Source organism: Nocardioides zhouii, assembly GCF_004137345.1.
GTDB classification, from domain to species: Bacteria; Actinomycetota; Actinomycetes; order Propionibacteriales; family Nocardioidaceae; genus Nocardioides; species Nocardioides zhouii.
In genome coordinates, this window is sequence record NZ_SDWV01000002.1 from 231,052 (window position 1) to 253,550 (window position 22,499).

Genomic DNA, 22,499 nt, shown 5'->3' on the forward strand with positions numbered 1-22,499 from the left:
GTGAGCGTGGGGTCCGTGGCGAGGGCCGCGAACTGCCATCATGGTGCGGCGGGCTCGACCACCAGCAGGCCGTCACGGCGCAGCGCGCGCAGGTGGCCGGGGAGGTCGACCCAGCGCTGGCCGCGCCAGGCGACGATGAGCTGGTCGACCTCGAGCACGTGGTGGCGGGTGAGCTCGGAGGCCGGTGCGCCGGCCTCCAGGGCCGCACGGTGGATGACGCGGTGGCGCAGCGACGGCGGCTGGGCGGCGAGTGCCTCGACGTCGAGGCCGCCCGGCCGGCGGGCGGCCTCGAGCACGCCCGCGGCGAGGTCGTCCAGGAGGGCGGTGTCGTCGCGGAGCTGGTCGGCGGTGCGGGCGAGCGCCTGCGCGACCCCCGGGCCGAGCTCGTCCTCGAGCACCGGCAGCGCCCGGTGCCGCACCCGGACGCGGGTGAAGGCGGGGTCGTCGTTGTGCGGGTCGTCCCACGGCTCGAGGCCCTCGACCCGGCAGGCGGTCACGGTGTCGTCACGGCGTACGCCGAGCAGCGGGCGCGCGAAGACGCCGAAGGCCGGTCGCATCCCCTGCAGCGAGCGGCCGCCCGATCCGCGGGCGAGGCCGAGCAGCACGGTCTCGGCCTGGTCGTCGAGGGTGTGGCCGAGCAAGACCGTACGGGCGCCGAGTCGGCCCGCGACCTCCTCGAGCACGGCGTACCTCGCCTCCCGCGCGGCCGCCTCCGGACCGAGCCGGGACAGGCCGTCGACCTGGACGCGCGCGGTCACCGTCTCGTCGACGCCCATCGCCGCGAGCTGCTGGACGACGCGGTCGGCCTGCGCGGCCGAGCCGGCCTGGAGGCCGTGGTCGACGGTCACCCCGATGACGCGCAGACCCAGCTTGTGCCCCTCGAAGACCGCGGCGGAGGCCAGGGCGAGCGAGTCGGCGCCGCCGCTGCAGGCGACCGCCACCACGTCCCCCGGCTCGAGGCGACCGAGCACCGTGCGGACCGGGACCCGGACCGCCGCGAGCGCGGGGTGGAGCGTCACAGGACGCGGGTGATCCAGGCGTCGGGGTCGGCGATGTCGGCCTTCGACGGCAGCGCGTCGGGCCCGCTCCAGACGGCGTTGAACTCCGCCATGCCGACCTTGTCGACGACGTGGCGCACGAAGACGGCGCCGTCGCGGTACTGCGCCATCTTGGCGTCGAGGCCGAGCAGGCGACGCAGCAGCTTGTCGAGGGTGCCGGCGCCCTGGCGGCGCTGGTTGAACTTCTTGCGGATCTGCTCGACCGACGGGATCACCGTCGGGCCGACGCCGTCCATCACGACGTCCGCGTGGCCCTCGAGCAGCGACATCACGCCGGTCACCCGGTCGAGGATCTCCTTCTGCTCGGGTGAGGAGACGAGGTCGAGGACAGAGCCGTTGCCGCTGCGGATCGCCTCCGCGCCGCGGCGCAGGCCCTCGACGAGCGCGCTGGGCTCGATCGTCCCGGCCACGGCATTCATCTGCTCCATGAGGTGCTCGCCGAGCCACGGGTTGGCGGTGAACTGGACCCGGTGGGTCTCCTCGTGGAGGCACACCCACAGCCGGAAGTCGTGGGGGTCGGCGCCGATCTCGCGCTCGGCGTGGACGATGTTGGGCGCCACGAGCAGCAGCCGGCCGCGCGGGGAGTAGAAGGGGTCGAACTGGCCGAGCACCTTGGTGCCGAGGAAGCCGAGCATGAGCCCGACCTCGGCGCCAGTGACGCGGGAGCCGATGGCGCCGGTGATCGCGCCGGGCTCGCCCTTCTTCTCGGTGAGCTTGTCGACGATCGGGGCGAGGATCTTGGCGAAGCCGTCGGCGTTGGCCTGGACCCAGCCGCCGCGGTCGACGACGAGCACGGGTGCGGTGCCCGCCTCGGTCCGCAGGCCGGTGAACTCCTGGACCAGCGGGGTCGAGCGGTCGGCTCCCTCGCGCAGCTCGTCGACGGCGGCCAGCGCCTCCGCGGCGGACACCTCCGGCCCGGGCCCCGCAAGCCTGGAACCCACGGTCACGGCGAAGTCCCAGTCGACCATGTTCATCTCTCGACCCTAGCCGGGGTCTCGATACGGGCTCGTTCCTCGCCCTACTCGACCACCGAGGCGGAGCAGCGGCAGGCCGCGAGGGCGGCGGCCGCGCGGTCGAGCGCCTCCTGCGCGTCGACCTTCTTCAACGGGGGCGACTTGTCGGCCCCGAACACGAACGCCATCGGCTCGCCGTCGCGGCCGACGGCGATGCCGGCGAGCGCATGTACGCCGGTGAGGGTGCCGGTCTTGGCCCGCACCAGCCCGCGCGCGACCGCCGGGCCGTCGGCGAATCGGTAGGTCAGCGAGCCCGTGAACCCGGCGACCGGCATGCCGGTGACGAGGTTGCGCAGCGCGTCGCCGTCCGGCCCCGCAGCGTGCTGGATCAGTGCCAGCAGCGTGGTGGCGGCGACCCGGTTGCGGCGCGAGAGGCCCGAGCCGTCGTACACCTCGTCGCCGGAGACGTCGATCCCGAGCCCGCCCAGGGTCTCGAGCACCGCGGCCGCGCCGGCCTCGAAGGAGCCGGTGCCGGAGACGGCGAGGCCGACCTGGTGGCCGACGACCTCCGCTCCCTCGTTGTCACTGACGTCGAGGATCCGTTCGGCGATCTCCGACAGGGGCGCGCTCTCGACACTGGCCAGCTCCTCAGCCCCGGGGCGTACGACGGCCCGCTGAGGCTCGCCGACCACACGCACGCCCGCGGCGGTGAGCGCAGCCGCGAACGCACGAGCGGCGGCCAGGGACGGGTCGTCCGACCGGGAGAGCCGGTCGGGCTCGATCCCGCTGTCGACCATGAGCGCGGTGATCGGGCTGACGATGTCGTCGGGGACGTAGTCACGCCGCCAGGCCGGGTTGTCGGTCGGGCCGGTGAAGAGGCTGTCGTCGAAGCGGACCCGTACGCGTCCCGTGCCGCCGAGCGCCTCCGCCGCGGTGAGGGCCAACGTGGCGACGTCGGCACGGGCGGGGTACGTCGACTCGGCCTCGGCCAGCGCGACCGGCTGGCTGGCCAGGAGCGGGTCTCCCCCGCCGACCAGCACCACCTCGCGGGGTCCAGCACCGCGTACGACCCTCGTCGTGAACGTCTGGTCGGGGCCGAGCGTGGCCAGCGCGGCGCCGAGGGTGAGCAGCTTGGTGGTCGAGGCGGGCAGGTAGCGCCCGTCGCCGGTCGTCCACACCGGCGAGCCGGGCGTCAGCGAGGTCACCGCGCCGACCACGTGCCGGCCCAGGTCGGGATCGGTGACGTAGGGGGCGATCGCGGCAGCCACCTTGTCGGGCGCGATGTCGGCCGACCCGACCACGGGTTCGTCGTCGGCCACGGCGACGTCCCACTCGGGGAGGTCGAGCCCGGCCGGAGGGAGCACGGCCTCGGGCTCGGTCACCGGGTCGGCCGCGAGCCACGGGAGGTAGCGCTGGCCCCACTCGAAGCGGTAGGCGCCGACCCCAGCGGCGAGGAGGGCGAGCACGAGCACCGTCGGGAGCCAGTGGGTCACAAGGTGGCGTACCTCACGTCCCTGACCTTTCGACCCTCTCGCTTCGCGCATCGGGGCCATTGTGCGCGACACTGCCCCCAGGACAACGCGTCGGGCTCCTCGCCGGACGCGGTGATGGGTGAGTCGACCCGGCCCGATGACGTGCCGGAGAGTGTGGAGGAAGACGTGCTGACGTTCGACGTGCTGGTGGAGATCCCCAAGGGTGAGCGCAACAAGTACGAGGTCGACCACGAGACCGGCCGCATCCGCCTGGACCGCATGCTCTTCACCTCGACGGCCTATCCGGCCGACTACGGCTTCATCGAGAACACCCTCGGCCAGGACGGCGACCCGCTCGACGCGCTCGTGATCCTGCAGCAGCCGACGTTCCCCGGCTGCCTCATCGAGTGTCGCGCGATCGGCATGTTCCGGATGACCGATGAGGCCGGCGGCGACGACAAGGTCCTCTGCGTGCCGAGCCACGACCCGCGCCTCGAGCACCTGCGCGACATCAACCACGTCTCGAAGTACGACCGGCTCGAGATCCAGCACTTCTTCGAGGTCTACAAGGACCTCGAGCCCGGCAAGTCCGTCGAAGGCGCCGACTGGGTCGGCCGCGTCGAGGCCGAGGCCGAGGTCCACGCCTCCTTCGAGCGGTTCAAGACCGAGGGCCACGGCAACGACCTCGACAACATCGCCGACGAGAGCCTCGGCGAGGACGCCTGATCGTCCGGCGCCGTCCGCTGTAACGCCGGGTTAGTGCTTGTACCCACCCCCTTGCTCGGGGGTGGGTACAGCAACTAACCCGGCGGTACAGCGCTCAGCTCAGGCGGCGCTGCTCGTCGTCCCGAGCCCCTGGACCTGCGGCTCGAGCGCCTCCGCCAGGATCTCGGTCACCCGCCCCACGGGGCGTACGTCGAGCTCGGCGAGCAGCTCGGCCGGTACGTCGTCGAGGTCGGGGCGGTTGCGCTCCGGGACGAAGACCGTGGTCAGCCCGGCGCGCTGCGCGGCCAGCAGCTTCTGCTTGAGCCCGCCGATCGGCAGCACCCGGCCGGCGAGCGACACCTCGCCGGTCATGCCGACGTCCGAGCGCACCGGTCGTCCGGTGAGCAGGGACACGAGGGCCGTCACCATCGTCACGCCGGCTGAGGGACCGTCCTTCGGGATCGAGCCCGCCGGGAAGTGCACGTGGATCGACTGCTCGAACGCGGCCGGCGCGATGCCGAGCTCCGCGGCGTGCGCCCGTACCCATGACAGCGCGATCGAGGCCGACTCCTTCATCACGTCGCCTAGCTGGCCGGTGACGGTGAGGCCGGCCTTGCCCTCGGCCACGGACGTCTCGACGTAGAGCACGTCACCGCCGAGGCCGGTGACGGCCAGTCCGGTGGCGACGCCGGGCACGTCGGTGCGCTCGTGGCTGTCGGGCGTGAAGCGCGGCCGGCCGACCAGGTCGGTCAGGGTCTGCACGTCGATGTCGAGCCGATCCACCTCGCTCGTCGCGAGCCGGGTCGCGGCCTTGCGGAACGCCTTGGCCAGCAGCCGCTCGAGCTGGCGTACGCCGGCCTCGCGGGTGTAGTTGGCCGCGAGCTCGCCGAGCGCGTCGTCCGAGACGGTGACCTCGTCGGGCGTCAGCGCCGCCCGCTCCAGCTGCCGCGGCACGAGGAAGTCGCGGGCGATGGCGACCTTGTCGTCCTCCGTGTAGCCGTCGAGGGTGACCAGCTCCATCCGGTCCAGGAGGGCCGAGGGGATCTGCTCGACCACGTTGGCCGTCGCGATGAACACGACGTCGGACAGGTCGAGGTCGAGCTCGAGGTAGTGGTCGCGGAAGGTGTGGTTCTGCGCCGGGTCGAGCACCTCGAGCAGTGCGGCAGCCGGGTCACCGCGGTAGTCCGCACCGACCTTGTCCACCTCGTCGAGGAGGACGACCGGGTTCATCGAGCCGGCCTCCTTCATGGCGCGCGTGATGCGGCCGGGGAGCGCGCCGACGTACGTGCGGCGGTGCCCGCGGATCTCCGCCTCGTCGCGTACGCCGCCGAGGGCGACGCGGACGAACCTCCGCCCGAGCGTGCGGGCGACGGACTCGCCCAGCGAGGTCTTGCCGACGCCGGGAGGCCCAGCGAGCAGGATCACCGCCCCGGAGCCGCGGCCGCCGACGACCTCCAGGCCGCGCTCGGCCCGGCGTGCGCGCACGGCGAGGTACTCGGTGATGCGGTCCTTGACCTCGTCGAGGCCGTGGTGGTCGGCGTCCAGCACCGCGCGGGCGGCGGCGATGTCCGTGGAGTCCTCGGTGCGCACGTTCCAGGGCAGGTCCAGGACGGTGTCGAGCCAGGTGCGGAGGTAGCCGGCCTCCGGGTTCTGCTCGCTGGCGCGCTCGAGCTTGTCGACCTCGCGCATCGCGGCCTCCCGCACCGCCTCGGGCAGGTCGGCCGCCTCCACGCGTGCGCGGTAGTCGTCGGATCCGCCCTTGACGCCAGCCTCGCCCTCCCCCAATTCTCTGCGGATCGCCGCGAGCTGCTGGCGCAGCAGGAACTCCCGCTGGTTCTTCTCCAGCCCCTCGCGTACGTCCTGGCTGATCTTGTCGTTGACCTCGTCCTCGGCGTCGTACGCCCGCGTCCAGTCGACGAGGAGGCGCAGCCGGTCGCCCACGTCGGGGGTCTCGAGGACCTGCCGCTTCTGGTCGTCGCTGAGGTAGGGCGCATAGCCCGACATGTCGGCCAGGGCGTCCGGGTCCTCGACGTTGCGGACGTTCTCGATCACCTGCCACGCCTCCCGACGCTCCAGGATCGAGACCACGAGCGCGCGGTAGTCCTCCGCGAGGGCGCGCAGCTCGTCGGTGTCGGCCGTCCGCGGGACCGTCTCGGCCTCCACCCAGAGGGCGGCGCCGGGTCCCGTCACGCCCGCACCGATGGCGACGCGGCGCTCGGCACGGAGCACGGCGGCCGGCCTGCCGCCGGCGAAGCGGCCGATCTTGTCGACGACCGCGACGACGCCGTGGGTGGCGTAGCGGTCCTCGAGGCGGGGGGCGACCAGCACCCGGGTCGGCTCGGTGTCGGGCTCGCCGTCGTGGGCGAGGCGGGCGGCGTCGATGGCCGCGCGGGCGGAGTCGTCGAACTCGATGGGCACCACCATGCCGGGCAGCACGACGGTGTCGTGGAGGAACACCACGGGGAGGGAGAGGTTCTGCGTCATGTCCTGTCCAACGCCCGGGAACCGGAGAGGGATTCCGGTTCTGGGTTCGCCCAGCGCGAACGCCGCCGGCCCGTCGCGCTGTAACGCCGGGTTATGACGTGTACCCACCCCGGAGCACGGGGGTGGGTACAGCAACTAACCCGGCGTTACAGCGTCCGCCGGAGGTCGCCAGGGTCAGACCTGTGACAGGAAGGCCTCGACGGCTCGGGCGACCTCGAGGTGGATCTCAGCGGTGCGGACCGCGTCGTCGGTGGCCAGGCTGTGGTCGGCGTCGGGGACCTCGAGCACCTCGCAGCCGGCCTCGGCGAGCTCGCGGGCAATGGCTGGATCCCACAGATCGTCGGCCAGACCGCCGACGAGGAGCTGACGGCCGGCGTTGGCCGCGATGGCCTCGGCCACCTCCGGCTCGACCAGCAGCGGGGTGAACCAGATCGCGTCGAGCCCGAGCTCGGCGGCGTACGACGCGGCGAGGGTGCCGAGCGACTTGCCGACGACCAGCACGTGGTCGGCGTCCTCGGCGGCGTGCGCGGCCTGCACGTGGCGGCGTACCCACGGCTCGGGCTCGTCGTCGTCGCCGCGGGTGGTGGAGTCCCACCAGAGCTGCTGGACGGTGAAGCCGTGCTGGAGCAGGGCCCGGCGCGCGAGCTCCAGGAGCGGCGCGCTCGGTGAGTACGCCCGGCCGGGCGCGATCAGGGCGACGCCGCGGCTCGCGCCCGACGGCTCCCAGCGGGTCGGCAGTCCTCCGAAGGTCATCGTGTCCCCTCCTTCGTGGCGCGGAAGTAGCCCAACGCGCCGTGGATCCGCAGGTCTACCGTGTCGCACCCGGCGGCCTGCAGCCAGCGACGCGCCTCGCCGGAGGTGCACATCGGGCCGAGGATCCCGGCCCGCGCGCCGCCTCGTCGCAGCGGCCCGTAGCGCGCGCCGGTGTCGGTGAAGATCGAGCTGCCCGTGATCGCGCCGCCGGGCGCCAGCACCCGTACCATCTCGCGGATCGCCTGCCGCGGGTCGGGGAAGCAGTGCAGCCCGGTGAAGGACGCGACGAGGTCGAAGGTGCCGTCGTCGAAGGGCAGCTCGCCGACGTCGGCCACGGTCGTGATCACCTGGTCGGCCACCCCGAGCCGTGCCGCGGAGTCCAGCGCCCGCGCCAGCATGGTGGGCGAGATGTCGGCGGCCACGACGCGTACGCCCTGACCGGGCCGCAGCCCACGCAGCGCGACGCCCGATCCGGTGGGGATGTCGAGGACGCGCGCCCCGGCGGGCAGGGTTCCGAGCTCGGCCGCGGCCTCGTCGATCAGGCGCAGGTCGCTGCCGGTGCCCGCGCGCCACGCCGGACCTCCGACGTGCGGGTGCTCGACGAGCCAGGGGTAGACGTAGGACCACAGCGGGTCGTCGCTCCAGCCACCCAGCCCGGGCAACCTCGTCCTGCGTGGGCTCACGCCGGGCCCGTGTCGGTCCAGGTCAGCAGCTCGGGGCTGCGCAGCACCTCCTCCGGCACCCCGAAGGCGTCGACGAGGTCAACGGCGAGCGGCCGGATCTTGCGACACAGCGAGCCGACCTCACGGCTGATCGCCTTGGAGCGGGCGCTCGAGAGCCGGCCGTGCTCCATGAACCAGGCGCGGTCGGCCTCGATCGTGCTGAGCGCGTGGAGGTCGCAGAGCAGGTTGACGGCGACCTTGAGGTCGCCGTCGGGGAGCTCGGCGGCCTTCGCGACGAACGCCTCGAGCACCAGCCGCTCGGCGTGGGCGCGGGCCGCGGCGATCACGTGGTCCTGCACCCGGGAGAAGACGGCGCCCGGGTTGGATCCCTGGTCGATGCCGCGCTTGAGCCGCCGCGCGACGCCGCCGATCATGTGCTCCTCGCGGAAGCGCAGCATGGCCAGCTGGTAGTTGGGGTCGAGGAGGCCGGCCTCCTGGTCCCACCGGTCGCCGCCGGGCAGTAGGTCGCGCACCGACTGCACGAGCTTGTGCACCGAGGTCCGCTCGACGACGGTCTCGACCGCGAGCCCGGCCACGAAGCGGGCCATCCCGAGCTGGTCCATGTCCTCGAACTCACCGGCGTAGTCGGTGAGCAGGCCCTTGGCGACCAGCTGCAGCAGGACGTGGTTGTCGCCCTCGAAGGTGGTGAAGACGTCGGTGTCGGCCTTGAGCGCGGTGAACCGGTTCTCGCTGATGTAGCCCGCGCCGCCGCACGCCTCGCGACACTCCTGGATGGCGTGCGTCGCGTGCCAGGTGCCGAGAGCCTTCGTGGCCGCGGCCCGGGACTCGAGCATCCGCCGGGCGTGCTCGTCGTCGCCCTCCTCGTTGGGACCGGGGCCGGAGAAGACGTCGTGGAGCTGGCCGGCGACGACCTCCTGCGCGAAGTGGAGGGCGTACGTCCGCGCGACGAGAGGCAGCAGCCGGCGCTGGTGCATGCCGTAGTCGAGGAGCACCTGCTCCTCGTCGGGCGAGGTCGCCTCGAACTGGCGGCGGCGCACGGCGTAGCGGGTGGCGATGGTCAGCGCGACCTTCGCGGCGTTGATCCCGGCCCCGCCGACGCAGACGCGGCCTTGCACGAGGGTGCCGAGCATCGTGAAGAACCGCTTGTTGGGGTTCTCGATCGGCGAGAGGTAGCGGCCCTCGGGGGTGACCTCGGCGAACTGGTTGAGCAGGGCTGTGCGCGGCACTCGTACGCCGTCGAACCAGATGCGTCCGTTGTCGACGCCGTTGAGGCCCATCTTGGGTCCGCAGTCCTCGATGCGTACGCCGTCGACGACCTGCCCGCCGGAGCGGATCGGGACGACGAAGGCGTGCACGCCGTGCCGCTCGCCGTCGACCTCGAGCTGCGCGAACACCGCGGCGAGCTCGGCATGGGCCGCCGCGTTGCCGATGTAGTCCTTGCGGCTCGCGTCGTCGGGAGTCGTGATGACGAACTCCTCGGTCGCGGTGTCGTACGTCGCGACGGTGCCGAGGGCCTGCACGTTGGAGCCGTGGCCGCTCTCGGTCATCGCGAAGCAGCCCATGGTGCGGCCGCTCACGAGGTCGGCGAGGTGGGCGTCGTGGTGGGTCTTCGTGCCGAGCTGGAGGATCGCGCCGCCGAAGAGTCCGAACTGCACGCCGACCTTGACCAGCACCGACAGGTCGCCCATCGCGAGGGTCTCGAAGGCGGCGATCGAGGCGCCGATGTCGCCGCCCCCGCCGTACTCCTCGGGGAAGCCCATCCCGGTCTGGCCGGTGCCCGCCATCATCACCACGACGTCCTTGACTCGCTCACGGAAGTCGGCGGTGGACATCTCCTCCTCGTCGACGAGCACCTGCGCGTGCTCGGCGAGGTTGGCCCGCACCAGGTCGCGCACCTCGGCGTAGCGGCCGTCGAGGAGCGTACGGAGGGCGGCGACGTCGACCTCGGGCTGCTGGTAGCCCTTGTCGCCGGCATGGACCCCGCTCTCGTCGCTGCGCACCCGGGCGGGCTCGGGCTGGACAGTGGGCATCTCGTCCGCGAGGGGCGGGACCTGCTCGGTGGCCATACCGACAAAGTAGTCCTGCAGGTAGGTTCGCCGCGATGAACGTGTCAGAAGCCACCCCTCCGGGCGATCACCTGGGGACGATGGCCTACAACTACGCGATCGTGGGCGTGCAGAAGGGCGGCACGTCGACGCTGGCGGTGACGCTGAACCAGCACCGGCTCGTGTGCCAGCCGCCGGACAAGGAGCGCCACTACTTCGACGACGAGACCGTCGACTGGTCGGCGCCGGACTACGGCCGCGACTACACCGCGCCGCGGCGGGCGCCGATCCACCGCCTCGTCGGAGACTCCTCGCCGACCTATCTCTACTGGCCGCACGCGCTGGAGCGGATGCACGCCTTCGACACGGGCATGCCGCTGGTCGCGGTCTTCCGCGACCCGCTCGAGCGGCTGTTCTCCCACTGGGTGATGCTGCGCTCGCGCAACCTCGCCTGGCCGGACTGGCCCGACTTCCTCACCGAGTGGCCGCACACCTCGCTGCCCGACGAGGTGCCCGACGACGTACGCACGATGCGGTGGCGGCACATGACCGGCATCGCCCGCGGGTTCTACGGCGAGCAGCTGCAACGCGGCTTCGAGCTGTTCGGTCGACAGCAGTGGCTGCTGCTCGAGCTGCGCGACATGCTCGGCGACTTCGAGGCCACGGTCCACCGCACCACCGACTTCCTCGAGCTGCCGCGCTTCGAGCGCGTGCCGCCGCTGCGGAACTGGCACGCAGGCGCCGAGCTGGTGCCGGGCACGGCACCCACGGCCGACGACGTCAGCCGGCTCGCGGAGACGTACGCCAGGGACCTCGCGCTCTTCGAGGAGCTGTCCGACATCGACACATCGGCCTGGCCGACCCGGCTCGTGCTGGACGGCGAGCTCGACCCCGGCGAGCTCGCCGCCCGTTTCGCCCGCAAGGTGAGGTGACGCGCGCCCCTACCCACGAGAGGGGCGCACGTCCCCCTCAGGGCCGCGCGAAGAAGTTGGGGGTTCGCCAGTAGTACATGGACTCCTGGCCGACGTCGCGGCCCGTACGCGGCGCGTGGATGATCTGGCCGTCGCCGATGTAGATCGCGACGTGGTAGATCGAGGTCGGGTTGCTGGACGAGCCCCAGAACACCAGGTCGCCGGGCGCCAGCTGGGCCGCAGTGATCCGCGTCGACTGGGTGTACTGCGCGACCGAGTAGTGCGGGATCGCCTTGCCGCCCTGGGCCCACGCCGCCGCGGTCAGGCCGGAGCAGTCCCACGAGTCGGGGCCCGAAGCGCCGTACGCGTAGGGCTTGCCGATCTGCGAGGCCGCGAAGGCGATCGCCGCCGGCGCGCCGCCACCCGGTGCGGGCGGCGGGGTGGTCGGCGGGGTGACGGTGGGGGTGACAGTGGGGGTGACGGTGGGCGTCGGCGTGACGGTCGGGGTGGGGGTCGCGGTCGGCGTCGGGGTCGGGGTCGGGGTGGCCGTGGGCGTCGGCGTGGGGCTCGCGGTGGGGGTCGGCGTCGGCTTGCTGGTGGGCGTCGGCTTGCTGGACGGCGTGGGTGTGGGCGTAGGGGTCTGCTGGGCCTGCTGTTGGGCAAGGGCCTGGGCATCCGCCTCGGCCTGGGCCTGGGCTTCCGCCTCGGCCTGCGCCTGGGCTTCCGCCTCGGCCTGCGCGGCGGCGGCAGCAGCCTCGGCCGCGGCCTTCTCGAGCGCACTCTGGCGCTTCTCCGCCAGCCGGACGCTGATGCCCTCGAGCTCCGCCATCTCGGCGATCAGGTCGGCCTTGGTCGCCGAGATCTCCTCGGCCTGCGTGCCGGCCTCGGCCTGCGCCTCGGCGGCCGCGTCGCGGGCCTGCTCGGCCTCGAGCTCGGCCGTGGTCGCGCGCTCGGCGGCCTGCTCGGCGGTGATGGCGGTGACGTCGGCGACCGCGGAGGCAGCTCTGAAGGCGTCGTACTGCTGGTCGAGCACCTGCGAGGTGTTGCTCACCGTGATGCTGCGGTCGATGAGCGACTGGATGCCGTCGGCCTCGACCACGGCGGAGAGCCCCTGGATCTGCGAGGACTCCTCGTACGAGCGGACGACCGTCGACGCGTACAGCTCGCGCTGCTCGGCGACGTCGTCACGGGCGGCGTCGGCCGCGTCCTGCGCGTCGGACGCCTCCTGCCGCACCTCCTCGGCACGCCACCGGGCACCGTTCCACGCCTCGGCGGCCTGGGCGGCACGGTCACCGGCGCCGTCGAGCGCGAGGTTGGCCCGGATCAGGTCGGCCTGCACCGCGGCCACGTCGCGACCCTTGTCGGCCGCCTCCCGCTTCGCGGCGGAGACGTCGGCCTCGGTGGGCACCGAGTCGTCGTCGGCGAAGGCGGCCCCATGCCCACCCAGCGCCAGACCGGCCACGACGACCACGGCCATCGCCCAGCGCGACGTCGTACGACGCGGCGCGGGTGCGTGGCGGAGCGGTGGAGCGACGGGCACGGGGGTTCCCTCGGGGTCTCGGACGCCCGTGCGACTTCCCCTTCGCACGGGCAACGCGAGCCACGTTAGAGAACTTTCGTCACACTGGGAACACTTTCCCCAATTCCTTCACCTGCCACCGGCGTGTCGGCTTGCAAACTACAACAATGTAGTTCTCCCGCGACCGACCTCGAGGTGTGCGAACTCCTGCGCATATCGGCCGTTGCAACAGCACAGGAGCGCGGGAGTCACCGCTTAAGCGGGGACTCCTACACGTACGGACGCCTCACTCGGCGTCGACGGGAACCTGGGAGGTCGTGGAGGTCGGGTGGGAGGCCAACCCGTGCCGGTCGAACTTCTGCCCGCTCGCGAGTCCGCCGAGCCAGAAGGAGAAGAGGGCGATGACGACGCCGGCGAGGTCGTCGGCGATGTAGTGCCAGCCGAAGTAGAGGGTGGCGACGACGGTGATCGCGAAGTTGGCCCAGAAGACGATGTGGAGGATCCGGTTGCGGAGCGTGTACTGCACCATCAGCGCCACCAGCAGGGTGATCGCGACGTGCAGGGACGCGAAGCCGGCAACGGACTGGACGGAGCCCTCGAGGCCGTCACGGATCACTCCACTGCGTCCGTAGGACAGCGCTTTCATCAGCTGGCTCGAGCCGGTGACGGGGAGGTCGGTGTAGAGGTAGCTGTAGCTGAAGCCCGGCCCGAGGGTCGGAAGGGCGTAGTAGGACGCGGTGCCGAGCGCCCACGCCAGGCACTGGGACGTGGCGAACCAGTAGCCGAAGGTGATGTTGCGCGACCACACCAGCCAGGCCGCGAGCGCCAGCGGCACCAGCGGCAGGAACCAGAGGTAGATCGTCGACAGGAAGTGCGCGGAGATCCCCGAGCCGAAGATGGTGTGGAGGATCGTCGCCGGTTCGTGGCCGAACATCAGCGCGCGGTCGACGAGGTGCAGTGAGCGGTCGTACTTGTCCTTGATGTCCTCGCCCATGATGAACGGGAGGAACGACTTGAGGTTCCGGTAGCAGACGTAGGTGATGTAGAAGGACACCAGCCCGAGCACCGTGAGGGTGATCCGCTCACGGTCCCAGTGGGTGCGCACCCGCTCCTTGGCGATCGCCGGCATCAGCGCCGGCTTCATCCGCGAGCCGTACAGCGTGCGAGGCAGCAGGTCGAGCAGGAAGGCGCCGAGCACGATCAGCGGCAGGCGTACGACGGCCGGGCCCAGGAAGCCCTCGGGGTCGACGAGCGGCCGGTCGAGGGTGAGGGACGCCGCCAGCGCGAGAGCGCCCATGGTGGCGGCGACTCCCACGAGCAGGGCATAGGCGGGTCGATACACGCGGGTCAGTCTAGGGAGCGGTCAAGGCGCTGACCTGATCGGCGTGAGCGGCAGAGCCGCGAGACGTGTCACATCGACGCGGAGCGTGGCCTCGTCGCCGGGCGACACCCGGCTGCCCAGCGGCGCGACCGCGTCGAGGACGCCGATGCCGTCGACCTCCACGACGAGGCGCACCTGCTCGGGAGTCACCCGCGCCGACTCGACGCGCGCCGCGAGGGTGCCCGCCTCGTCGAGCACCAGCGCCGAGCGGCGCAGCGCGACGGCGTACGCCGGGGGCATCCCCGCCGCGGCCAGCACCCGGCTCGCAGCGTCGCCTCGTACGACCCGGGCGTAGCCGAGGAACAGGGCCGTCGCCTCGTCGACCGGCTCGCGCCAGACCTCGTCGATCGCGCCCGACTGCACGACCCGCCCGTCCCGCATCACCGCGAGGCGGTCGGCGAGGGCGAAGGCCTCCTCGTGGTCGTGCGTCACCAGGAGCGCGGTGGTGCCGGCAGCGCGGAGGATCGTGCGCAGGTCGCCCGCCAGCCGCTCGCGCAGGTTCGTGTCGAGGGCCGAGAGCGGCTCGTCGAGCAGGATCAGCCGCGGCTCGACCGCCAGGGCGCGGGCCAGCGCGACCCGCTGCCGCTCGCCGCCGGACAGGGTGCCGGGCAGCCTGTCGTCGTAGCCCGCGAGCCCGACCAGCTCGAGCAGCTCGCCGACCCGGGCGGCCGTCCGGGCCGAGGGCGTACGCCGCAGCCGGAGGGCGTACGCCACGTTGCGGGCCACCGTCAGGTGGGCGAAGAGCTGGCCGTCCTGGAACATCAGCGCGAACCCGCGCTTGTGGGTCGGCGTGCCCGCGAGGTCGGTGCCGTCCCAGGCGATCGAGCCCGACGCGACCGGCTCGAGGCCGGCGACCGCGCGGAGCAGGGTGGACTTGCCGCAGCCGGAGGGACCGAGCACCGCGAGCACCTGACCGGTGGCGAGGTCGAGGGACACGTCGTCGACGGCGGTGGTCTCGCCGTAGGAAACGGTCACGTCCGTCAGGTTCAGCATCGCTAGAACGCTCCCACACCGGGCACGCGCAGCCGCTCGACGGCGAGCATCACGACAGCGGTCGTGGCGGCGAGGACGACGGAGGCGGCGAGGGCCATCCCGAAGTTCATCGCGCCGGGGTGCCCGATGAGCCGGAAGATCACGACGGGCAGCGTCGGGCTGTCGTCGCGCGCGAGGAACGAGGTGGCGCCGAACTCGCCCAGCGACGCCGCGAACGCGAAGCCACCCGCGGCGAGCGTCGGCTTCCACGCCACCGGCAGGTCGACCGTCAGCAGGGTGCGCCACGGCGACGCACCCAGCGACGCGGCGGCCTGGCGCTGCCGGTCGTCGATGCCGCCGAGCACCGGCGTCAGCGTCCGTACGACCAGTGGGAGCGCGACGAGGGCCTGGGCCATCGGCACGAGGAACGGCGAGTCGCGGAGGTCCACCGGCGGCTGGTCGAGGGTGATCAGGAAGCCGAAGCCGAGCGTCACCGCGCTGACCCCGAGCGGCAGCATGAAGAAGCCGTCGAGCGTCGAGCGCACCCGGCGCTCGGCGACCGAGTGCGAGCGGCGCGTGACGATCGCGGCGACGACAACGCCGACGAGCAGGGCCATCCAGGTCGCGTCGACGGCCGTACGCAGGCTGGTCGCCAGGGCCGAGGTGACGGGCACGAGGAGCGCCTGGTCGTCCCCGGTCCCGGACAGCGCGCGGTAGTTGGCCAGGCCCCATCCGCCGTCGACACGCAGCGAGCCGACGACCAGCGTGAGGATCGGCACGAGCATCGCCGCAAGCACGAGCAGCGTCGCGACCACGACGGGCGTGTCGCCACGACGTACTGGCCGGGCGGGCGTCGCCGTCCGGTGGGCAGTCGGGTCCGGCACGGCCCGCAGTCGCGCGGCGAGCGCCAGGAGCCCGACCACCACGACGATCTGCAGCACCGAGAGTGCGGCCGCGGCCTGCAGGTCGAAGACGGTCGTGGTCAGCAGGTAGATCTCGGTCTCGACGGTCGCGTGGCGGACGCCGCCGAGGGTCAGCACGATGCCGAACGCCGTCGCGCAGAACAGGAAGACGATGCTCGCGGCGCCCACGATCGCCGGCCGCAGGGCAGGCAGCGTCACGGTGCGCAGCACCTGCGACGGCGACGCCCCCAGCGCGGCCGCGGCTTGGCCGGGCCGGGGATCGAGGGCCTCCCACGCGACGCCGACGGTGCGCACCACGACGGCCACGTTGAAGAAGACCAGCCCGCAGACGATGGCGAACGGCGTGCCGTCGAGGCCGAGCGACCCGAGCGGCCCGCCCTCCCCCAGCAGCTGGCGGAAGGCGACCCCGACGACGACGGTCGGCAGGACGAACGGCACCAGCAGCGCGGCGCGCACCGCGGCGCGGCCGGGCAGCGCGAGCCGGTGGAGGGCGTACGCCGCCGGCAGGCCGAGGACGACGGCGAGGGCGGTCGCGACGCCCGAGGTCCACACGGTGAACCACGCGACCCGGTGCACGCGCGGGCGGGCCAGCACCTCGAGCACGGCGCCGGGGGCGAAGCGGCCGTCGACGACGAACCCCTCCGCGACCATGCCCGTCACCGGGAGGACGAAGAGCAGGCCGAGCACCAGCACCGGCCCCGCGGCCAGCAGCAGGAGCCCGACGACCCTCCGATTCGGTGGTCGAGTGACCGCGCGAGGAACGAGCGCGGTCGTATCGAGACTCATCGCGACACGACGTCGGTCCACTCCGTCAGCCACTGCTCGCGGTTCGCGGCGATCTCCTCCGGCGAGACCTCGTACGGGTCCGTGGGCTGCGGGGCGAACTCGGCCCAGTCGTCCGGCACCGTCGCGCCGGGCATGACGGGGAAGACGTACATCGACTCCGGCAGGGCGCTCTGCACCTCGTCACTGAGCATCCAGTCGATGAGCGCCTGCGCGCCCTCGGGGTTGTCGGCGCCGGCCAGCACGCCGGCGTACTCGACCTGGCGGAAGCAGGTGTCGAGCAGGGCCGCCGTCGTGGTCCGGCCGTCCTTCACGGTGAACGCCGGGGAGGAGTCATAGGACACGACGATCGGGCGGGTGCCGGTCTCGGACCCGGCGGTGAAGTCGCCGTAGTAGGCGTCCTCCCAACCGTCGACGACCTTGGCGCCGTTGGCGAGCAGGTCGGTCCAGTACGCGGGCCAGTCGTCGCCGTGCTCGGCGACCGTCGCGAGGAAGAACGCCATGCCCGGACTGCTCGTCGAGGCGCCCGGCGTCACCAGCAGGTCGGCGTACGCCGGGTCGGTGAGGTCGTCGAGCATCTGCGGGGGTTCGAGCCCCTCGGCGTCGAACCAGGCGGTGTCGACGTTGACGCACACGCTCGCCGAGTCGATCGGTACGAGCCGGTCGCCGCCCTCCGCGAGGGCGTACTCCTCGGGCGGGGTGACCGACGGCGTCACCGGCGCGAACGCGCCCTCGCCGAGCGGTCGCGAGGCGAAGGTGTTGTCGATGCCGAAGGCGGCGTCGGCAATCGGGTTGTCCGCCGTCAGGCTGAGCTTGGTGGCGAGCGTGCCGGCGTCACCGGCTGCGCGGACCTCGAGGGTGTAGCCGCTCTCCTCCTCGAAGCGGCGGATGAGCTTCTTCGGCAGGGCGAAGGACTCGTGGGTGGCGAGGACGACGGTGCCGCCGGTCGTGCCGTCGGACCCGTCGGCCGCCGAGGTCGTCGGCCCCGACGGGTCGCCGCCGCTGAGGCTGCAGCCGGCGAGGGCCAGAGCGGCCACCGCCGTCGTGAGGGCAGCGCGAACGGATGACTGGTGCATGGTGACTCCCTATCGCCGGTGCTAACCGGATCAGGTTCGTAGGGTCTGCGGCTGGTCCGCACTCTCAGCACGCCTGCGCGTGCTCCCCTGTCTTGTGCCGCCAGCGTACTGCTGCTGCAGCCGGGCCCCTACGCTGCCCGCATGCCCAGCCGCCGTCACGAGCTCCTCGCCCGGGTGATCCCGCGGCTCCGCAGGGCCGGCGACCTCGACAGCGAGCCGGCCGAGCGGGCCCGGGTCGAGACCGAGCACCGATCCCTGTCACGGAGCCTGCCGACGCGGGGGACGCCCCGCTTCGCCCGCAACTGGGACGTCACCGTCACCGACATCGGCTTCCCCTCCTACGTCCTGACGCCGCGCCACCGGCACGTCCACCGCACGCTCTACTACGTGCACGGCGGGGCCTTCATGGCGCCGATCGACGCGGTCCACGTGCAGTACGCCACGCGGCTCGCCGATGCGATCGGCGCGCGGATCGTGATGCCCGACTACCCCCTGGCTCCCGAGCACACGTGGGCCGACTCCCACGACGCCCTCGTCGCGGATGCCGCCCACTGGGCGGCCGAACCGGGCGGCATCGTGCTGGCGGGCGACTCCGCGGGTGGAGGCCTCGCGCTCGCGATGGCGCTGTCCATGCGCGACCGCGGCCTCGCACCGGCGACCCACCTCGTGCTCCACGCCCCCTGGGTCGACCTCACCACCTCGACCCCAGAGACGCGCGCGGCGGACGCGATCGACCCATGGCTCTTCTACAGCAAGCTCGAGGCGTACGCGCTGTGGTGGGCGGGCTCGGCCGACGACCTCGGTCGCCCGGAGGTCTCGCCCGCACTCGCCGACCTGTCCGGCCTGCCGACGTCACTCATGCTCTACGGCACGCGCGACCTGCTCCACCCCGGCTGCCGGCTGCTGGCGCGACGTGCGGCCGAGGCCGGCTGGGACCTGACCTCGATCGAGGAGCCCGACCTGATCCACGTCTACGGCCTCCTGCCGTTCATCCCGGAGGCACGTCGAGCCTTCACCCAGGTCGTGGACTTCCTGCGATGACGGTCCGTGTGCTGACGACATCCTTCGACGACCTCGCGCCACGGACGGCGTACGAGGTGTGGCGGCTGCGGCAGCAGGTCTTCGTGGTCGAGCAGGACTGCCCCTATCCCGACCTCGACGGGCGCGACCTCGAACCGGCGACCCGCCACGTGGTGCTGGTCGAGGACGACGTCGTCATCGGCACGCTTCGGGTGCTCGACGACGGCGGGTGGGCGCGCATCGGCCGGGTCGTGGTCGCCCCGGTGGCGCGTGGTCGCGGGCTGGCCGCGCGGCTGATGGACGAGGCGATGGCCGTGTGCAGCGATCGCGAGGTGCGGCTCGACGCGCAGACCGGGCTGACCGGGTTCTACGCGGGCTACGGCTTCGAGGTGACCGGTCCTGAGTTCGACGAGGACGGCATCATGCACGTGCCGATGGTTAGATCCGCGCCGACATAGAGCAGCCTTCAAGCGGCAACTATCGCTAGAAGTCGAGCGCCTTAGCTTTGTTCAGACGACGGTGAGTTTGAACTCGTGAAGCCATATCGCCACGACAAAGGTCTCGAGAGGAATCCAGAGATGATGCGGCTCCACAGTCCCCTCACCACTGGCAGGCGTAACCGCCGGGCGTCGACGTCCTTGAACAAAGAGTTCCTGCCTGCCATGTGAAGTCAGACGCATTGGTGCACGTTTTGCCGCCCGAGGTGTTGCAGTGCCCGATACGCCACTTGACTGCGGTGCCATTGGGATACGACTTGTTCAAGATCGAGTTCACACCCGCGCCGAGCTTGTCCCGAATGAGTCCACTTCTTGAGCCGTCAATCAATCGCCATTGAACGCCCACCGACCTCCCGTCGGACTGCTTGTCCAACACGTACCATTCGTCGGTGTCGAAGTAGAAGCAAGCCTGGCCCCACGCGGGGTCATTTAGGCTCGGCGTGTCTTTCCCCAGCATTGACGTGAAGTCATCACATCCGAAAGAACTGCTAGGGATACCCGCATACGTCTCCTGATACCCATCCGCTGCGGAGGCAGGCGCCGCCCACGCCAACACGATGAACAAGGAAACTATCGCTGAAAGCGCGGGCTGACGCGTTTTGCTCATGTTCAAGGCCTTCCAAGCGTACGAGGAATGGCCAGAGTAGCGCCGGGTCACCAAAGGGTCAATGGTCTGTGAGCGCGTCGATTACCACAGGGTCTGGTTAGGTCTCACGCAATAAAAACGGCGTCGCCGCGACCGGCCCGGGACTGTATCCAAAGGGGATTCATTGCGTGCGAGACGTGGGGGCGCCGGCGCACTCTGAACGGTGTTTCACTTGTCCGGCACGACCATGAGAACCGGGCCGAGCAGCTCCTCGCGCACCAGGCGCGAGTTCGTGGTCAGCCCGCCGATGACGGTGGGCGCGACCCACCACCCGGCGCGGTCGAGCGGCTGACCGCCGAGGACCGCCTCACCGCCCTCCGCGCGAGCGAGGGCGAGGTAGCGCAGGACCCGGTCGCGGCCCACCCGTGAGCGGACCGGACCGCAGAGCGTGCTGTCGTCGGCCGGGTCGCCGACCGCCACCTGCTCCATCGCGGCGACCGCGGCGGCGAGGGCCTCGTCGTAGCGGTGCTCGGGCACGACCACCGTGGACGGGAGCCGGCAGCCCTGGCCCGCGTTCGCGGCGACCGCGAGTGCCGCCGCCGAGACGAGCGAGGCCAGGTCGTCGTCGTCGGTGAGCTGCAGTGGGACCTGGCCACCGACGTCGACACGTACGACCTTGCCGGCGCGGCCCGCCGCGACCAGCACCCGCTCGCCGGTGACCGACGAGCCCGTGAAGGACACCTCGTCGACGCGGGGGTCGAGGGCGAGCGCGATCGCGGCGTCGACGTCGCGGGTGGTGACGACGTTGAGCACCCCGCGCGGCAGGATGTCCAGGGCGATCCGGCCGAGCTCGAGGGCGGCGCTGGCCGCCTCGGGAGCAGGCTTGAGGACGACCGTGCCGCCGGCCACGAGCATGCGGCCGATCTCGGCGATCGCGACGGCGAAGGGCGAGGTCGCCGGTGTCAGGACGACCGCGACGCCGGCCTGTTGGTCCGGGTGCCGCACCCGGAGCTGGGCGATCGGCGCGTCGAGGTGGTCGGCGCGGAGCGCCACCGGGACGCCGGTCTCGGTCGCGGCGAGCAGGGCCAGGTCGTCCGACCGGTCGGCCAGCGCGGCCTGCAGGCGACGGATCGCGTCGGCGCGGAGGGCCGTGTCGGTGCTCCACGTCGTCTCCATGAAGGCGCGGCGGGCAGCCGCAGCGGCGGCATCCATGTCGGCGAGCCCGGCGTCCGGCACCTGCCACAGCACCTCGCCGTCGGCGGGGTTGACGGCCGGGAAGGTCCGTTCCTCGGCAGTTGCCTGCTCCACGCCGTCGACGGGGAGCACTGCCGCGGACCGGGCGTGCTTGCTCATAGGGCCAACTCCACCACGTCCCGGGCCCCGCGCCCATCACCCCCTCGGCCAGTAGCGTTCGTGTCATGCGCGACGACCTGGGCCACGACGTCCCGCTGACCGGCTCGGCGGTCCGCGTCGTCTCGCTCGTGCCGTCCCTGACCGAGGCGCTGGCGGCCTCCGCCCCGGACGTCCTGGTGGGCGCGACCGACTGGTGCACGCACCCCGCCGACCTCGACGTCGCGCGGGTGCGCGGCACCAAGAACCCCGACCTGGCGGCGATCCGCGCCCTCCCCCCCGACCTGGTCGTCGCCAACCAGGAGGAGAACCGCGAGCTCGACGTACGCCGGCTCCGCGAGTCCGGCATCGCGGTGTGGGTGACCCGGATCGAGACGGTCGAGGAGTCGCTCGACTCGATGTCGCGGCTCTTCACGACGGCGCTGGGCCTCTCCGATCCCCCGTGGCTGATCGAGGCGCGGGCCCTCTGGTCGACGCCTGCTCCCGTCCGGCTCTCGGTGGCCGTCCCGATCTGGCGCGACCCGTGGATGGTGGTCGGCTCGTCGACCTACACCGACGACCTCCTCTCCCGGGCCGGGCTGGCCAACGTGCTGGCCGGCCTCGACGGGCGCTATCCGACGGTCACGACCGCGGAGATCGACGACGCCGGAGCGGACGTCGTGCTCCTCCCGGACGAGCCCTACGTCTTCACCGCCGAGGACGGGCCCGAGGCCCTCGCCACCCCGACGCGGCTGGTGTCGGGCCGGCTGCTCACCTGGTACGGCCCGGCGATGGTCGAGGCGTACGCCGTGCTGGCCTCGATCGATGGCTAACCTCCAGCCATGACCCGCGACCCGATCGGCGAGGCCCACCGCCAGTGGGTGGCCCACGGCTGGTCCGACGCCGCCGACGGGATGGCGATGGTGACCTCGGTGGTGCGCGCGCAGCAGCTGCTGATGGAGCGGATCGACGCGGTGCTCAGGCCGCGCGGGCTGACGTTCGCCCGCTACGAGGTCCTGCGGCTGCTGTCCTTCGCCCGCGAGGCCGCGATGCCGATGTCGCGGCTCGGGTCGCTGCTGCAGGTGCACCCCACGAGCGTCACGAGCGCCGTCGACCGGCTCGTCGCCCAGGGGTACGTGGAGCGCGTACGCGACGACGCCGACCGCCGCGTCGTACGCGCCGTGCTCACCACCGCCGGCCGGGTGGCGGTCGACGAGGCCACGACGGCCCTCAACGGCGAGGTCTTCGAGACCCCCGGCCTGCCCGAGCTCGACGTACGCGAGCTGACCGACCGGCTGACCGCCCTCCGGACCGGGCTCGGCGACTCCGCCTGAGCGCCGCCCTCCCGA

At 72.3% G+C, this 22,499-nt stretch carries 20 protein-coding genes and 1 riboswitch; of the genes, 6 read left to right on the forward strand and 14 right to left on the reverse strand.

Annotation, left to right across the window (positions count from 1 at the left end; translation table 11 throughout):
* Positions 1 to 38: 38 nt before the first annotated feature.
* From tilS to dacB, 3 genes are read right to left on the reverse strand one after another with little or no spacing between them, the layout of a single operon-like run.
* A complete protein-coding gene (gene tilS / locus EUA94_RS02895; RefSeq protein WP_129424481.1) occupies positions 39 to 1,019 on the reverse strand; it encodes a tRNA lysidine(34) synthetase TilS in 981 nt (326 codons plus the stop codon).
* Positions 1,016 to 2,032 (reverse strand): zinc-dependent metalloprotease, encoded by a 1,017-nt coding sequence (locus EUA94_RS02900; RefSeq protein WP_340640849.1) that lies wholly within the window; start codon positions 2,030 to 2,032, stop codon positions 1,016 to 1,018. The genes tilS and EUA94_RS02900 overlap by 4 nt, the downstream gene beginning before the upstream one ends.
* A 44-nt stretch (positions 2,033 to 2,076) precedes the next feature.
* Positions 2,077 to 3,504, reverse strand: coding sequence for a D-alanyl-D-alanine carboxypeptidase/D-alanyl-D-alanine endopeptidase (dacB, locus tag EUA94_RS02905; protein ID WP_129424483.1), 1,428 nt, complete (start codon positions 3,502 to 3,504; stop codon positions 2,077 to 2,079).
* 114 nt (positions 3,505 to 3,618) lie between these two features.
* Between dacB and EUA94_RS02910 the strand changes: the two genes are divergently transcribed.
* A complete protein-coding gene (locus EUA94_RS02910; RefSeq protein ID WP_479724693.1) occupies positions 3,619 to 4,209 on the forward strand; it encodes an inorganic diphosphatase in 591 nt (196 codons plus the stop codon).
* 99 nt (positions 4,210 to 4,308) lie between these two features.
* Here EUA94_RS02910 and lon read toward each other — a convergent pair whose 3' ends face one another.
* From lon to EUA94_RS02930, 4 genes are all read right to left on the reverse strand, one after another.
* Positions 4,309 to 6,672: an endopeptidase La gene (gene lon, locus EUA94_RS02915; RefSeq protein WP_129424485.1), complete on the reverse strand. Its 2,364-nt coding sequence runs from the start codon at positions 6,670 to 6,672 to the stop codon at positions 4,309 to 4,311.
* Positions 6,673 to 6,846: 174 nt separating this feature from the next.
* Positions 6,847 to 7,425: an alpha/beta fold hydrolase gene (locus tag EUA94_RS02920; RefSeq protein ID WP_129424487.1), complete on the reverse strand. Its 579-nt coding sequence runs from the start codon at positions 7,423 to 7,425 to the stop codon at positions 6,847 to 6,849.
* Complete coding sequence (locus EUA94_RS02925; RefSeq protein WP_165356775.1) at positions 7,422 to 8,108, reverse strand: class I SAM-dependent methyltransferase; 687 nt, start codon at positions 8,106 to 8,108, stop codon at positions 7,422 to 7,424. Before EUA94_RS02925 ends, EUA94_RS02920 begins: the two co-directional genes overlap by 4 nt.
* The gene (locus EUA94_RS02930; protein WP_242494639.1) at positions 8,105 to 10,174 is read right to left on the reverse strand and encodes an acyl-CoA dehydrogenase family protein; all 2,070 of its coding nucleotides are present in this window, start codon (positions 10,172 to 10,174) and stop codon (positions 8,105 to 8,107) included. The genes EUA94_RS02925 and EUA94_RS02930 overlap by 4 nt, the downstream gene beginning before the upstream one ends.
* Before the next feature lie 35 nt (positions 10,175 to 10,209).
* On the opposite strand from EUA94_RS02930, the gene EUA94_RS02935 reads away from it, so the two are divergent.
* Entirely contained in the window at positions 10,210 to 11,085 is an 876-nt protein-coding gene (locus tag EUA94_RS02935) for a sulfotransferase domain-containing protein (protein WP_129424491.1), read from the forward strand.
* 37 nt (positions 11,086 to 11,122) lie between these two features.
* On the opposite strand, the gene EUA94_RS02940 is transcribed toward EUA94_RS02935, so the two are convergent.
* The 5 genes from EUA94_RS02940 to EUA94_RS02960 form a co-directional block, all read right to left on the reverse strand.
* Positions 11,123 to 12,604 (reverse strand): C40 family peptidase, encoded by a 1,482-nt coding sequence (locus tag EUA94_RS02940; protein ID WP_129424493.1) that lies wholly within the window; start codon positions 12,602 to 12,604, stop codon positions 11,123 to 11,125.
* A 265-nt stretch (positions 12,605 to 12,869) separates the two neighbouring features.
* Entirely contained in the window at positions 12,870 to 13,925 is a 1,056-nt protein-coding gene (locus EUA94_RS02945) for a phosphatase PAP2 family protein (RefSeq protein ID WP_242494640.1), read from the reverse strand.
* A 21-nt stretch (positions 13,926 to 13,946) separates the two neighbouring features.
* Positions 13,947 to 14,957 (reverse strand): ABC transporter ATP-binding protein, encoded by a 1,011-nt coding sequence (locus tag EUA94_RS02950; protein ID WP_129424495.1) that lies wholly within the window; start codon positions 14,955 to 14,957, stop codon positions 13,947 to 13,949.
* 2 nt (positions 14,958 to 14,959) lie between these two features.
* Complete coding sequence (locus EUA94_RS02955; protein ID WP_129424497.1) at positions 14,960 to 16,645, reverse strand: ABC transporter permease; 1,686 nt, start codon at positions 16,643 to 16,645, stop codon at positions 14,960 to 14,962.
* Positions 16,642 to 17,718 carry a thiamine ABC transporter substrate-binding protein gene (locus EUA94_RS02960; RefSeq protein ID WP_129424499.1) on the reverse strand — a complete coding sequence of 359 codons (1,077 nt, stop codon included), beginning with the start codon at positions 17,716 to 17,718 and terminating at the stop codon, positions 16,642 to 16,644. The genes EUA94_RS02955 and EUA94_RS02960 overlap by 4 nt, the downstream gene beginning before the upstream one ends.
* A riboswitch (TPP riboswitch) is annotated at positions 17,708 to 17,817 on the reverse strand. It overlaps the preceding gene by 11 nt.
* Positions 17,818 to 17,859: 42 nt before the next feature.
* Here EUA94_RS02960 and EUA94_RS02965 point away from each other — a divergent pair.
* The gene (locus tag EUA94_RS02965) at positions 17,860 to 18,759 is read left to right on the forward strand and encodes an alpha/beta hydrolase (protein WP_129424501.1); all 900 of its coding nucleotides are present in this window, start codon (positions 17,860 to 17,862) and stop codon (positions 18,757 to 18,759) included.
* On the forward strand, positions 18,756 to 19,196 hold the full coding sequence (locus tag EUA94_RS02970; protein ID WP_129424503.1) for a GNAT family N-acetyltransferase: 441 nt from the start codon (positions 18,756 to 18,758) through the stop codon (positions 19,194 to 19,196). The genes EUA94_RS02965 and EUA94_RS02970 overlap by 4 nt, the downstream gene beginning before the upstream one ends.
* Positions 19,197 to 19,338: 142 nt before the next feature.
* Here the strand turns inward: EUA94_RS02970 and EUA94_RS02975 are convergent, their stop codons facing one another.
* Together EUA94_RS02975 and EUA94_RS02980 are read right to left on the reverse strand one after the other, a co-directional pair.
* Entirely contained in the window at positions 19,339 to 19,842 is a 504-nt protein-coding gene (locus tag EUA94_RS02975) for a hypothetical protein (RefSeq protein ID WP_129424505.1), read from the reverse strand.
* A 207-nt stretch (positions 19,843 to 20,049) separates the two neighbouring features.
* Positions 20,050 to 21,174, reverse strand: coding sequence for an aldehyde dehydrogenase family protein (locus EUA94_RS02980; protein WP_129424507.1), 1,125 nt, complete (start codon positions 21,172 to 21,174; stop codon positions 20,050 to 20,052).
* A 65-nt stretch (positions 21,175 to 21,239) separates the two neighbouring features.
* Between EUA94_RS02980 and EUA94_RS02985 the strand changes: the two genes are divergently transcribed.
* Both EUA94_RS02985 and EUA94_RS02990 read left to right on the forward strand, forming a co-directional pair.
* Positions 21,240 to 21,983 (forward strand): helical backbone metal receptor, encoded by a 744-nt coding sequence (locus EUA94_RS02985; RefSeq protein ID WP_129424509.1) that lies wholly within the window; start codon positions 21,240 to 21,242, stop codon positions 21,981 to 21,983.
* Between the two features lie 9 nt (positions 21,984 to 21,992).
* The gene (locus EUA94_RS02990; RefSeq protein WP_129424511.1) at positions 21,993 to 22,484 is read left to right on the forward strand and encodes a MarR family winged helix-turn-helix transcriptional regulator; all 492 of its coding nucleotides are present in this window, start codon (positions 21,993 to 21,995) and stop codon (positions 22,482 to 22,484) included.
* The last annotated feature ends 15 nt before the right edge of the window (positions 22,485 to 22,499 follow it).